This window comes from Allomuricauda sp. MMSF_3307 (genome assembly GCF_030733585.1).
Classification (GTDB): domain Bacteria; phylum Bacteroidota; class Bacteroidia; order Flavobacteriales; family Flavobacteriaceae; genus Flagellimonas.
This window is the reverse complement of the sequence record NZ_JASHIQ010000006.1, coordinates 89497-102711: the sequence shown is the minus strand read 5'-3', so window position 1 is coordinate 102711 and position 13215 is coordinate 89497. Positions and strand designations below refer to the sequence as shown.

The following is a 13215-nucleotide window of genomic DNA, read 5'->3' as shown; positions in this document are numbered from 1 at the left end:
ATTTGCTATAGCCGTTGTTGGGCTTTCGTGCTTTTTTCTATTTGTCGTTTTACATTTTTCAATGCTTCTTCGGTCGAGTACTTCTGATATGGTCTCGAAAAAATTGGTCCTAATGCTCGGGTCAAAAAATTTCCTGGGGCTGAATAGGTCATGATTTTGAAAACGGTCTTTTCGTTTGTCTGTTCTAAGGTGAAAGTCGAAACTCCTTTTTCAACGTGTCCGTCTAATGTCTCATAGCTAAAACCCTTTTTTGAAGGTTCGTCAATGATTTCACTAATTCTAACTCCGAAAACAATTTTTTGTGAGAAAATCCTTGTCGGTGGAATGTATACTTGTTGAACAATTGTGTCTCCGACTTTCATTTCTCTATTATTCAATTTCCACTCTGTCAAATGAGTCATGATGTTCACGGGAAAGATTTTATAGTCAAAAAGGGCATGAAAGTCAATCTTTTCTGTTTCGATTTCAATTATTGAGATTTTCTTAGTCAACCGATTTTTATCGTACTCCATGACAGACTTTGTTCTCAAGTCGTTGAGATGTCGTTCAAAGTTCTTTTTTTGGTCAGTCAGATAAATTTTCATTTAATGTAAGAGGTCATTTTTGCATGAAGCCCAACTACTGGATACAAAGACAATTCCTTATATCCCTACATATTTGTAATAAACATACTACTTTTTTGCCTAAAAAGAATATAATCATGTTAGTAGGTCTGTTCCCGATTTTGGGAAAATATGGGAGGTGAAACGCACCTACGGCACAACCAAACTCCAAAAAAATGGAAATAAGGGTGGCGCCCCAAAAGATGTTCGCAGCAACATGGAAGAACGAGTACCCCTAAAACGAATTTACAACTCAAAGGGTTTTGGCTATTTAGACACCTTCTTGGCATCGGAACAGGTAGTCGTTCTTACAGGAACCCCATATCCCGATTGCTGGCGGAACACTAAAACCACTCCAAACCCACTCATTTTCAGCAAAATAACTTGACCAAGAAAATCATAGCTATTTGTTTTTTAGGTACTTTTATGTAGTAACCAATAAATCATTAACCCTATGAACTCTAAAGTGTTTTTGGGAATCCGTATCCTCTTGGGGCTTTTTGTCCTCATATTCGGATTGAACAAATTTCTCAATTTTATTCCCGCTGGAGGTGAAATGTCCGAACCGGCGATGAACTATTTTGGGGGGCTATCCTCCACCTACACCATCCAATTGGTGGCCATTGTGGAAATTTTAGCGGGACTTGCGCTTATTTTCAACAAGTATGGTGCCTTAATGGCCTTGGTGCTGATGAGTGTATCCGTGAATGCCGTGCTTTTTCATGCCACTCTGGATATGGGCAACATCGGACCCGCTTTGGGACTGTTGATCCTCAATATCTTGGTATTGGTAGGATATAAGGATAGGTACAAAGACCTGTTGAGGGCCTAAACGTTTTCGAAGCCTTTGGTTTTACCAGAGGCTTTTTTTACAAACTCATTTTATCCTTAAAAATGTAGGATTGCCTGCGGGAAACCTCTACCTCTTCCCCATTCTTCATGGTGAGTTTCAACTTGCCATTGAACCATGGCACCACATTTTCAATATAGTCCGTGTTGACAATCTGTTGCCGATTCGCCCTAAAAAAAGCATCCTCCGGTAGTTTTTCCTCCACCTGGTTGAGCGATTTGTAGAGCATGGGCTTTTTGTCCTCAAAGAACACCCGCGTATAATTCCCAACGATTTCGAACATGGAAATATCTCCAATCTTCACCAACCAGCACGACTCTCCATCTTTGATGAAAATCTGACTGTTTGCCGTGAGCCTTTTAGCCGTGGTCGATTCCGTGGTTTTGGAGGCCAATTTTTCACGCACCTTTTCCAAAGCCATATCAAAACGTTTATTGCTCACGGGTTTCAGCAAGTAATCCAACGCATTGTACTCAAAGGATTTAATGGCATACTCATCATAGGCCGTGGTAAACACGGTAATGGGAACTTCATCCAAGAGCTCCAAGAGATCAAAGCCATTTTTTTCGGGCATATTGATATCCAAAAACAATAGGTCGGGAGTTTCCTTTTCTATCAGTTCCACCCCATCGTCCACATTGGCCGCCTCCCCAACGAGCTCCAAATCATCATGTAGTTTGATGAGTTCCTTTAGCTCGTTCCGGGCCAATCTGGAGTCTTCCACTATCATTGCCCTAATGTTCATTCCATGGGGATTTTGATTTCTGCCACAACCTCATCGGAGATTTCTTTCAAGGTAAAGGATGCCTGATCTGCATACAATAATTTTAATCGTTGTTCAATATTCTTCAAGCCCAATTGGGTGGAATCTTGGGTCATCTGAAGTTTTCCCGTGTTCCGCACTTCAATATGTAGCCGTTCATCCTTTCTAAAAATAGACAAAACAATCCGTCCACCATGCTTTAGATTGGAAATACCGTGTTTGGCGGCGTTTTCGATCAACAATTGAATGATCATTGGAGGAATCCGTAGGTCCAGGGTGTTCTCTTCAATCTGTTTTACAAACTCCAAACGGTCCTCAAACTGGATTTTGGACAGGTCGATATAATTGTCCACCACTTCCACCTCCTCCCGAACGGGGATGTCGTTGACGTTGTTCTTCGTCAACGAATACCGAAGGATTTCGGAGAGTTTGGTCAGCATTTCCCGAGAGCGGTCCACATCCTCGAGCATCAAGCCCCGGATGTTGTTGAGGCTATTGAACATAAAATGGGGGTTGATTTGTCCTTTTAGCGTATTTAGTTGCGCCTGTTTCAGGGTGGTGTTCAGCTCCAAACGTTCTATTCGGTTCTGATTCAGTTTTAAGAGCAATTTGATGACCAAGTAAGTTATGGTCCATGCTCCTACCAAAAACAAAGAGTTCAACACTTGGATCAAAATCTTGTCATATCCTTCAAACATCTTCAGTTCGGTTTCTGTCAGTTCCGGACCAAACTTAAAGTAGAGGTATCCAGACAAGAAATTCAATAGCCCAAATAATAGAGCGGCCAACAAAATGGATACTATGATTTTGAGGACTTCCTTCCCTCCAAAAGAATCAAAATGAACATTTTTTTTGAGATACCATCGTAGTATAGAGGTGCTGAATACTCCGATAAAAATACCCACAACGACCGAAAAAACGGTCAGTTCCCAACTAAGGTTGTGAGGAACCAAAATTGAAATGGCATTAATAAACCCCCATCCCAATAATTGTAGGGTCCAAAATGCAATATTGCGTTTGCGCGAACTTAATTCCATCCTTTAGAGCACGAATGGCTCAAATATACATTAAACTAGATTGGTGCGGAGTAGTTAGGAGTTTTGTGCCTCCTTGCTTTTCAAAGCTTTGCGGCACGATTTTTTGTTGGAAATGAATGAAATCCAAATCATACTCGTGCTTGCGTAGAAAATGGGGAAAAACTCCATGTATTCCCAACCATTTACCTTGCCGATAAAGGCAGTGACAACGCCTACGATTCCAATGATGAAGACTACTTTCTGATGTGTTGTAAACTTTTTCATAGTGATGTTTTGATGCGAGGTCCTCGCGGATTATAGAATGATACTAACTAAAAGTGTTATGATCAATTTGGCAAGTGCTATCATGATTGTTCGGTTTTAAGATGTTTTGATGATGCTAAAGTAATGGACCATCCTTGTTTGTAGAAATGATTTATGACAAGTGGTCATTTTGACCCACCGAACGGTAAAAACCCTGTAAATGGGTCTTAAAAAAATCGTAAATAGCTGATTTTGTTCTATTTCACTTTTGGAGGGAACTTGGAAAACACCTTCTTCACTACCGCTCGGAGCTGTTCTTCACGAACACTGGGCGATGCATTGTCGCGGAGCCCGCTTTCTGAAGTCGCTTGCCAAATAAGGGCATCACGCTGGGCATCCACCAAGTCAAACTGAATGCTGCGTTTCCAATTGGACCCGCCCAGAGGCAATCCAACAGAAATACCCCCACCTACGTTTCGTCCCGTACCGCCAATGCCCACACCAACATTGTTGTTGGGAGCGCCCCTGTACTCATCGCTAATGATATTAACGAACAGCTCGGGCTCTTCGGCCAAACGATATCCTCGCGATTTTAAAGTGGAATCCAAGGCTCGTAGCAATCGTCTTTCGTCCAACTGGCTTAGGCCCGATTTCATATCCGGGTAGTAATTGTAGGTCGTGTATCCTGAAAAATCGATGGTTTTGTCGTAATCATAATTCACCCTGACAGAGCTACAGGATGCCAATAAAAGCACCAACATTATGGGTAGAACAGTTCGCATCTTAAGACTTTTGGGTTCTCCTAAAAATAATCAATAAATTGATGAAGTCCCCGAAGAAACGATATTATTCGTTCAACAGCTTCCAAAGCCTATCCTTGAGCTGCTGAATCCCCAAACCGCTAACGGAAGAGATGAACATGTAGGGAACATCCTTAAAATCGTCCTTCATGTCGGCGTCCATTTCCTCGATGAGTTCTTGGTCCAACATATCGCACTTGGATACGGCCACTAAACGTTCCTTGTCCAGCAATTCAGGATTGTACCGTCTCAGCTCGTCCAAAAGGATATTGTATTCTTGGCTGATGTCCTTGCTGTCGGCCGGAATCAAGAACAACAAGGTGGCATTGCGCTCAATATGCCGCAGAAAATAGTGTCCAAGGCCTTTGCCTTCGGCCGCCCCTTCGATGATTCCGGGAATATCGGCCATCACAAAACTTTGGAAGTCCCGATATTCCACAATGCCCAAGTTGGGCTTTAGGGTAGTAAATTCGTAATTGGCAATTTTTGGTTTGGCAGAGGTCATTACCGAAAGTAACGTGGATTTTCCAGCGTTGGGAAAGCCCACCAGACCAACATCGGCCAACACCTTCAATTCCAAAGTGAGGTGACCTTCCTGCCCTTTGATTCCGGGCTGTGCGTATCTCGGGGTTTGATTGGTGGCACTCTTAAAATGCCAGTTTCCCAATCCGCCCATACCGCCTTCGAGCACCACCTTCTCCTCACCGTCCTCGGTAATCTCAAAAAGGATTTCGTTGGTTTCGGTATCGCGTACCACGGTACCCAACGGCACTTCCAAGTACACATCCTCACCATCGGCCCCAGTGCTTCGGCTTTTGCTGCCATGCTCTCCGTGACCGGCCTTAAAATGTTTTTGGAACTTAAAATGGACCAAGGTCCACAAGTTTTTGTTCCCTTTGATTATGACATGACCTCCTCGACCACCATCACCTCCATCCGGGCCTCCTTTGGCCACATATTTTTCGCGACGTAAATGTGCAGAACCCTTCCCCCCGTTTCCGGAAGCAATGTGCACCTTTACATAATCGACAAAATTTCCTTCGGTCATATGCTAAACTAAAAAATCGTTGTGGAAATCAACTACAGGGAGTCGATTACCTTGCTCAAACGTTCGGTAATATCTTGGATATCCCCTATTCCATTTACGGAGTGGAATTTTCCCTGTGCTTCGTAGTAGGCTTTGAGCGGTGCCGTTTTTTCATTGTATTCATCAAAACGGTTGCGGATCTTGCTCTCGTCCTGATCATCGGAGCGTCCGCTGCTCTTGCCACGTTCCAATAAACGTTCCACCAAAATATCATCCTCTGCTTCCAGGGCAATGGTTGCGTTTACTTTCATGTCCTTGGACTCCAAGAAATTGTCCAACGCCTGTGCCTGGGCCGCAGTTCGCGGGAAGCCATCAAAAATAAAACCTGCCGCATCCGGGTTTTTCTCCACCTCGTCCTTGAGCATATCGATGGTCACCTCATCTGGCACCAATTCTCCTTTATCGATATAGGATTTTGCCAAGGTACCGAGTTCGGTCCCATTTTTAATATTGAAACGGAACACATCCCCCGTGGAAATGTGTTTTAGATTGTACTTTTCCTTAAGGAAACCTGCTTGGGTTCCTTTTCCTGCTCCTGGCTTTCCAAAAAGCACTAGGTTGATCATATCTGTTTGATTTAATTGGTAAACTTCTCTAAGGTTACGGCCCAGTTCATTGTAATCCAGTCCATATCCCACTATAAAGTGATCGGGGATTTCCAGACCCACATAATCGATGGCGTATTCCCCGTTGTAAATATCCGATTTATAAAAAAGGGTCCCGATTTTGAACTCCTTTACATTCTTGTTGGAAAAGAGATGAACCAACTGTTTCAAGGTTCGTCCCGTATCCACCACATCTTCCAAAATAATGACACTCTTTCCTTCCAGTTCATCGGGCACATCCAACAGCGTTTCCACAATGCCCGTTGAGGTAAGTCCCTGATAGGAACTCAACCGCACAAAGGAAACTTCGCATGGGTGTTGATAGGCCTTCAAAAAATCGGACACAAACATAAAGGCACCATTGAGCACACCCACAAACAAGGGTGTTTCATCCTTGTAATCGGCCGCAATCTCCTTGGCCATTTTATCAATGGCAGCAAGGATTTGCTCTTCCTTTAAATACGGCTTAAAATTCTTGTCGTGGAGTTTGATCAATGTTCTCAAGTTATGGTCAGGTTGGCAAAGATACTATTTTTAGCACTCCTAAGCCCCTACATCTTTTATACCCTCGTGGATTTCATGTATTTTTGCCCACATTCAATATACAGATCGATGCAATTTTTCTCTTCTGACTTTAAACTGGGAATTTTAGGTGGCGGACAATTGGGCAAAATGATGCTCTACGAAACCCGGAAATGGGACGTACAGACCAAAGTTATGGATGCCTCGGCCGAAGCACCCTGCAAAATAGCCTGCAATGAATTTGTACAGGGCAGTTTGATGGATTTTGATGCCGTTTATGCCTTTGGTAAGGATGTAGACGTGCTGACCATCGAAATTGAAAACGTCAACGTAAACGCACTTGAAAAATTGGAACACGAGGGAATCAAGGTCTACCCCCCCACAAAAACCTTGAGAACCATACAGAATAAGGCCGTACAAAAATTGTTTTATACGGACCATGGTATCCCAACGGCACCTTTCACCCGATTTGCCTACACCTCCGAAATTGAGGACAGTATTCTGAACGGAGGGCTTTCCTTGCCCTTTGTATGGAAAAGTGCCCAATTTGGCTATGATGGCCAAGGGGTTAAGGTTGTTCGAACCATGGAAGATCTAAAAGACCTACCCAATGTGGAGTGCATTGCCGAGCAAATGATCGACTTTAAAAACGAATTGGCCGTTATCGTGGCACGAAACACCAAAGGTGAGGTCGTAACGTACCCTGTGGTGGAAATGGAGTTTCATCCAGAGGCAAATCAAGTGGAATACGTAATCTGTCCCGCTCGGATTGATGACGAAGTGGCCCAAAAAGCTAGGGAGATCGCATTAAAAGTTTCGGAGCACATGAAACACGTTGGCCTATTGGCCGTAGAAATGTTCCAGACCCAAGACGACCAAATTTTGGTGAACGAATCGGCCCCAAGACCGCACAACAGTGGCCATTACAGTATTGAAGCAGGCTACACCAACCAATTTGAACAGCACATCAGGGCCATTTTAGGCTTGCCACTAGGAAAAACGGACAGTAAAGTCGCCGGAATTATGGTTAATTTGGTGGGAGCCGAAGGCCATACCGGTGATGTGGTCTACGAAAACATTGAAAAAATATTGGAAATGGATGGAGTAACCCCGCACATTTACGGTAAAAAACAGACCCGTCCTTTCCGCAAAATGGGTCACGTAACCATCGTGGACGAGAATATGGCCAGGGCCAGGGAAGTGGCTCAGCAAGTAAAGGAAACCATAAAAGTGATAAGCAAATAAGATATGAGCAAAGTAGCCGTAATCATGGGAAGCACAAGCGACCTTCCCGTTATGCAAGACGCCATCGATATATTGAAGGAATTGGGAGTACAAGTGGATGTAGACATCGTATCTGCCCACCGCACCCCCGAAAAACTGTTCAGTTTTAGCAAAAGCGCGCACACCAATGGCTATTCGGCCATTATTGCCGGTGCCGGTGGGGCTGCTCACCTGCCCGGAATGGTGGCATCCTTATCGCCATTGCCAGTTATAGGCGTTCCCGTAAAAAGCAGTAATTCCATAGATGGCTGGGATTCCGTGTTATCCATCCTACAAATGCCCGGTGGAGTTCCCGTGGCCACAGTAGCCTTGAACGGTGCAAAAAACGCTGGAATCCTCGCCGCACAGATCATAGGAAGCTCCAACAGCCAGATTATGGAAAACATTATCGCCTACAAAGAGGGACTCAAGGAGAAAGTAATCAAAGGTGCCGAAGAGGTACAGAAAAATTACTAAGTAGCAACCCATAGCTCATGAACTTCAACCAAATTGGCATTTTGGTAGGGATTTGTGCCGTAGCCTTTTTTGGCTTCACGCTGAAAAAAGTAAGCAACCCCTATATCAAAGGACTTTGGAAAAGTGGTCTTTTGGTTTTCTTCCTATATGCAGCCATATTGATCTATGTGGAAATACGCTGGCAATTTATTTCCAGTTATGCCCAAAAATATGATCTGAACGGCAATGGTTTTGTGGATTTGAACGAGTATTCCGATGAAGCCATGGCCGCCATGAACAAAATGACAAGCGGTGCCAAAGCAAAAAGCTTCGCTGCCCTCACCGTTGCGGGATTATCCTCCATCATCGGATTTGGATTTTTGATAAGCGATTGGGCCGTAACCTATTTAAAGAACAAAGAGTAGAACAACAACTATGAACAATCCATTATTGGAGCCTTTTGATGAGGCACCATTTTCCAAAATAAAGAACGAACATTTTAAACCGGCCTTTCTTCAAGCCATCGAAGATGCCAAAAAAGAAATCGATGCCATCGTAGCCAATACAGAAGGCCCCACTTTTGAAAATACTTTGGAAGCTTTGGATTTTGCTGGATATCAACTCGACCGTATTTCTAGTATCTTTTTTAACCTAAACTCGGCAGAGACCAACGAAGAAATCCAGAAAATAGCGCAAGAGGTATCGCCATGGCTATCCGAATTCAGCAATGACATTACCTTGAACGAAGGTCTTTTTGCACGCATCAAAACGGTTTATGAGCAACGTGATTCGTTGGACCTGACCACAGAGCAACGGACACTACTTGAAAAGAAGTACAAAAATTTTAGCCGGAACGGGGCCAATTTAACCGAAGAGAACAAAAAACGCCTTCGGGAAATCGATACGGAGCTTGCCAAACTGAAACTCACCTTTGGTGAAAATGTTTTGGCGGAGACCAACAAATACGAAATGTTGCTTACGGATGAAAAGGATGTGGACGGACTTCCGGATGGCACCAAGGAAGCTGCTGCCCAACTGGCAGAATCCAAGGGCAAAGAGGGTTGGTTGATCACTTTGGACTACCCAAGCTACATCCCTTTTATGAAATATGCCAAAAACAGGGAGTTGCGAAAGAAACTGTCCATGGCCTTCGGAAGCAAAGGGTTTCACGGTGACGAGCTGGACAATCAGGAGAATGTAAAGCGAATCGTGAACCTACGCCACGAAAGAGCCAATTTATTGGGATATACCACCCATGCCCACTTTGTGCTTGAAGAGCGTATGGCGGAAACCCCCGAAAAAGTACAGGAATTTCTCAACGAACTATTGGAAAAAGCCAAACCTGCCGCAGAACGTGAGTTTGCCGAACTGGAAGCCTTTGCCAAGGAGTTGGACCATATCGACCGTTTGGAAAAATGGGACAGTGCCTACTATTCCGAAAAGTTGAAACAAAAACTCTTCAATTTGGACGATGAAAAGCTAAAACCCTATTTCAAGCTCGAAAATGTAATCAACGGGGTTTTCAAGGTTGCGGAAAATCTCTTTGGACTCACCTTCAAGGAAGTAGACCATGTAGACAAGTATCACCAAGAAGTAAAAACCTTTGAAGTGTACGAAAATGGAAACTTTATCTCCCTGTTTTATGCCGATTTCCACCCAAGGCCAGGAAAACGAGGTGGCGCTTGGATGACCAGTTACAAACCACAATACATATTCCATGGTAAAAACAACAGGCCACATATTTCCAATGTCTGTAATTTTACCAAGCCAACCAGCTCAAAACCATCATTGCTTACCTTCAACGAGGTCACCACGCTATTCCATGAATTCGGACATGCGCTGCACGGCATGTTGGCCAACACCACCTATCCTAGCCTATCGGGAACGTCTGTGTACTGGGACTTTGTGGAGTTGCCAAGTCAGGTGATGGAAAATTGGTGCTACGAAAAAGAAGCCTTGGAACTCTTTGCCCATCACTACGAAACCGGTGAATTGATTCCTATGGAACTGGTGGAGAAAATAAAGGAATCCGCCACATTCCAAGAAGGGATGGCCACTGTTCGCCAATTGAGCTTTGGATTGCTGGACATGGCCTGGCATGGCGGCGACCCATCAAACATAACAGATGTAAAAGCCTTTGAAGATGCCGCGTTCGAAAGCACCGATCTGTTCCCAAAAACACCGGAAACGTGCATGAGCACATCATTCGCCCATATTTTTCAAGGTGGGTATTCATCCGGCTACTACAGTTACAAGTGGGCAGAGGTATTGGATGCGGACGCTTTTGCCTACTTTAAGGAAAATGGAATTTTCAGTAAAACGGTTGCCAATAAGTTCAAGGAGTTCGTGCTTTCCAAAGGAGGCACCGAAAACCCGATGGAACTGTACATAAAATTTAGGGGAGCCGAACCAAGCATTGATGCCTTGTTGGAGCGGGCAGGATTGCTAGCCAAATAAAAAGGTAGATGACCACAATTTGGAATTACCATTAGGAAAGTGAGGGAAATTTAGTATCTTTTTAAGAAAATTGCATTACCTGACCCATAAAGCTTGAAAGTTCCCATAAATAATCAAGGCTTGCTTTGTTATAACCAACCCCGAAGTATATGAAAAATTGGGACATTGAGGATTTTGGAACAGACAGTTTGTTTGCGGAAACCATCAAACTAGCCAAAATCGGTATCTATGAGCTGAACGTCGCCACCAATCAAATTTATTGGAGCGATGTTACCCGCGACATCACCGAAGTTCCCGACGACTTTGTCCCGTCCTTGGATAATCTTGCCTCCTTTTTTAATGAAGGGCACTACAGGGATATGGCCCGTGATGCCATGCAAAATGCCATCGCAAAGGGAGAGCCTTATGATTTGGACATGGAGGTGGTAACCGCCAAAGGCAACATCAAGTATGTCCGTAATGTTGGGCAACCAAAAATGGAAAATGGGGTTTGTGTAAAACTATTCGGTTTTCTTCAAGATATTACAGAAAGAAAACAGACCAAGATAGAGCTTACCAAAAAAATCCAACAACTCAATTTAGCGGAACAACTGGCTCAAATTGGTTATTGGGAATGGGATATCGTGGCCGACAATATCCTGTGGTCCGACAACCTTTATCGCATTTTTGGGTTGGAAATAGGGACTCCTATCCATTTTGAGCGCGTTATCGAAGCGATACACCCCGATGACCGGAAAGAGTTTCGGGAAAATGCCCAAGAGTTTATCGCCGAGAAACGGTTTCGAAAATTCATGCACCGTATCGTACATAAAGATGGCAGCATACGGACCGTAGAGCTGATTGGTGAACTTATCATGAATCCGCAAGGCGAGGTCATTAAAATGATCGGTACCACCCAAGATATTACCGAGCAGCGCATGTCGGAAATCAAGTTTAGGGGGCTATTGGACTCTGCCCCGGACACCATGGTCATTGTAGATCGAAACGGTATTATCCAATTGATCAACAAGCAGGCAGAGAAAATGTTCGGCTACAAATCATCAGAACTTATTGACAAGCATGTCACCGTTCTTGTTCCCAACCGACTTTGGGATACCATGGAATACTATGCCGTAAACTTCTTTAAAGCCCCCAAACATACCGGGCTTCCTGCCGATCTGGATTTTTTCGTACACAACAAATCAGGTTTTCAAATCCCAGTCCAAGTTACACTCAGCCCTCTGGAAACCTCAGAAGGACTTCTGGTATCCATTGCGCTCCGAGATATTACGGTTCAAAAACAGGCCGCTCACCGAATTTTGGAAACCAATAAGAGTCTAAAGGAATCGGCCAAGCGACTAAAAGCACAAAATCGGCAGTTGGAAGAGTTCAATCAAATCACATCGCACAATTTGAGGTCGCCCGTCAGCAACCTTAGTGCGCTGCTCGACATTTACAAAACGGAAAGCGATTCCGAAACCAAGGAGATGATCATCGAAAAAATAGAATCGGTGACCAACCATCTCACATGGACCTTGGACACCCTTGTGGAGTCCTTGCTCATTAAAAAAAGTTCGCAACAAGCCCTTGAAAAATGTCATTTTGATAAAACCCTGGAACGGACAAAAGAAATGCTCGCGGCCGAGATTTTAAAGACCGAAGCGGTTATTACCTCTGATTTTTCCGAGGCTCCTACCGTGATGTACAACAAGGTCTATTTGGAAAGTATTTTCATCAACCTCATCAGTAATTCCTTAAAATACAAGGCAAAAGACCGCGCTCCCGAAATAGTTGTTCAATCCAAAATGATCGATGGAACGGTGCAACTGGAATTTAGGGACAACGGTTCGGGAATCAATCTTAAAAAGAACGGGCACAAATTGTTTGGCTTCAGCAAGGTTTTCCACAGAAATGATGATGCCAAAGGTGTTGGGTTATTTATAACAAAGGCCCAAGTGGATGCCATGGGCGGTAAAATTTGGGCCAAGAGCGAAGAAGGCAAAGGCACTTCTTTTTTTATTAATCTATAACTGTTGATGATTATGAAACCAGTCAATGTCTTTGTGGTCGATGATGATGATATCTATCAATTTACGATCAAAGTAACGCTGAGAAGCATTCCGGCAGTCCAATCCACGAGTACCTTTGCCGATGGTGCAGAAGCGTTGGAATACATTGTTGTCCATCAGAATGAACAGGATAAGCTACCGGATATCATTTTTCTGGACATCAACATGCCTGTTATGGACGGTTTTCAGTTCATGGAGGAGTTTGCGGAGCTGCTTCCCAGTTTAAAAAAGTCCATCAAGGTGTATATGGTTTCCTCTTCCATGGATCCCAAGGACATTAAAAAGGCCAAACGGTTCGAGGAAATCTCAGATTATTTGATCAAGCCATTGAACTCCAAGGACATCAAGGAAATCATAGCCAAATTGTGAAGTGTTTGTAGCGGATAAATCAAAAACCTATGTTAAACCTTTACTTGGCTGTTAGACTGAGACCTTTTATACGTCTAATTCCAGCCAAACATGGATTTGGTATCCAAAAACCA

Annotated in this window: 14 protein-coding genes; 7 read left to right on the top strand and 7 right to left on the bottom strand. The window is 43.8% G+C overall.

The window, feature by feature from the left end:
* Positions 1-5 precede the first annotated feature (5 nt).
* Positions 6-512 (bottom strand): DUF1990 family protein, encoded by a 507-nt coding sequence (locus tag RBB12_RS14545; protein WP_306014525.1) that lies wholly within the window; start codon positions 510-512, stop codon positions 6-8.
* Between the two features lie 544 nt (positions 513-1056).
* Here RBB12_RS14545 and RBB12_RS14540 point away from each other — a divergent pair.
* Positions 1057-1434 carry a DoxX family membrane protein gene (locus RBB12_RS14540; RefSeq protein ID WP_127140115.1) on the top strand — a complete coding sequence of 126 codons (378 nt, stop codon included), beginning with the start codon at positions 1057-1059 and terminating at the stop codon, positions 1432-1434.
* Positions 1435-1471: 37 nt separating this feature from the next.
* On the opposite strand, the gene RBB12_RS14535 is transcribed toward RBB12_RS14540, so the two are convergent.
* The 6 genes from RBB12_RS14535 to RBB12_RS14510 all read right to left on the bottom strand — a co-directional run bounded on the left by RBB12_RS14535 (position 1472) and on the right by RBB12_RS14510 (position 6482).
* Positions 1472-2197 (bottom strand): LytTR family DNA-binding domain-containing protein, encoded by a 726-nt coding sequence (locus tag RBB12_RS14535; protein WP_306014526.1) that lies wholly within the window; start codon positions 2195-2197, stop codon positions 1472-1474.
* On the bottom strand, positions 2194-3252 hold the full coding sequence (locus RBB12_RS14530; protein ID WP_306014527.1) for a sensor histidine kinase: 1059 nt from the start codon (positions 3250-3252) through the stop codon (positions 2194-2196). The genes RBB12_RS14535 and RBB12_RS14530 overlap by 4 nt, the downstream gene beginning before the upstream one ends.
* Before the next feature lie 54 nt (positions 3253-3306).
* Entirely contained in the window at positions 3307-3516 is a 210-nt protein-coding gene (locus RBB12_RS14525; RefSeq protein ID WP_306014528.1) for a hypothetical protein, read from the bottom strand.
* 236 nt (positions 3517-3752) lie between these two features.
* Complete coding sequence (locus RBB12_RS14520) at positions 3753-4277, bottom strand: DUF4136 domain-containing protein (protein WP_179384508.1); 525 nt, start codon at positions 4275-4277, stop codon at positions 3753-3755.
* Between the two features lie 64 nt (positions 4278-4341).
* On the bottom strand, positions 4342-5343 hold the full coding sequence (gene obgE / locus RBB12_RS14515) for a GTPase ObgE (protein WP_179384509.1): 1002 nt from the start codon (positions 5341-5343) through the stop codon (positions 4342-4344).
* A gap of 32 nt (positions 5344-5375) precedes the next feature.
* Positions 5376-6482, bottom strand: coding sequence for an adenylate kinase (locus RBB12_RS14510; RefSeq protein ID WP_306014543.1), 1107 nt, complete (start codon positions 6480-6482; stop codon positions 5376-5378).
* Between the two features lie 117 nt (positions 6483-6599).
* Between RBB12_RS14510 and RBB12_RS14505 the strand changes: the two genes are divergently transcribed.
* From RBB12_RS14505 to RBB12_RS14480, 6 genes are all read left to right on the top strand, one after another.
* On the top strand, positions 6600-7754 hold the full coding sequence (locus tag RBB12_RS14505; RefSeq protein WP_293282745.1) for a 5-(carboxyamino)imidazole ribonucleotide synthase: 1155 nt from the start codon (positions 6600-6602) through the stop codon (positions 7752-7754).
* A gap of 3 nt (positions 7755-7757) precedes the next feature.
* Positions 7758-8249 (top strand): 5-(carboxyamino)imidazole ribonucleotide mutase, encoded by a 492-nt coding sequence (gene purE, locus RBB12_RS14500; RefSeq protein ID WP_306014529.1) that lies wholly within the window; start codon positions 7758-7760, stop codon positions 8247-8249.
* A gap of 17 nt (positions 8250-8266) precedes the next feature.
* Positions 8267-8653: a hypothetical protein gene (locus tag RBB12_RS14495; RefSeq protein ID WP_179384512.1), complete on the top strand. Its 387-nt coding sequence runs from the start codon at positions 8267-8269 to the stop codon at positions 8651-8653.
* 10 nt (positions 8654-8663) lie between these two features.
* Positions 8664-10685, top strand: coding sequence for a M3 family metallopeptidase (locus RBB12_RS14490; protein ID WP_306014530.1), 2022 nt, complete (start codon positions 8664-8666; stop codon positions 10683-10685).
* A gap of 149 nt (positions 10686-10834) precedes the next feature.
* Entirely contained in the window at positions 10835-12694 is a 1860-nt protein-coding gene (locus RBB12_RS14485; RefSeq protein ID WP_306014531.1) for a PAS domain S-box protein, read from the top strand.
* A 12-nt stretch (positions 12695-12706) separates the two neighbouring features.
* A complete protein-coding gene (locus RBB12_RS14480; protein WP_306014532.1) occupies positions 12707-13102 on the top strand; it encodes a response regulator in 396 nt (131 codons plus the stop codon).
* Positions 13103-13215 lie beyond the last annotated feature (113 nt).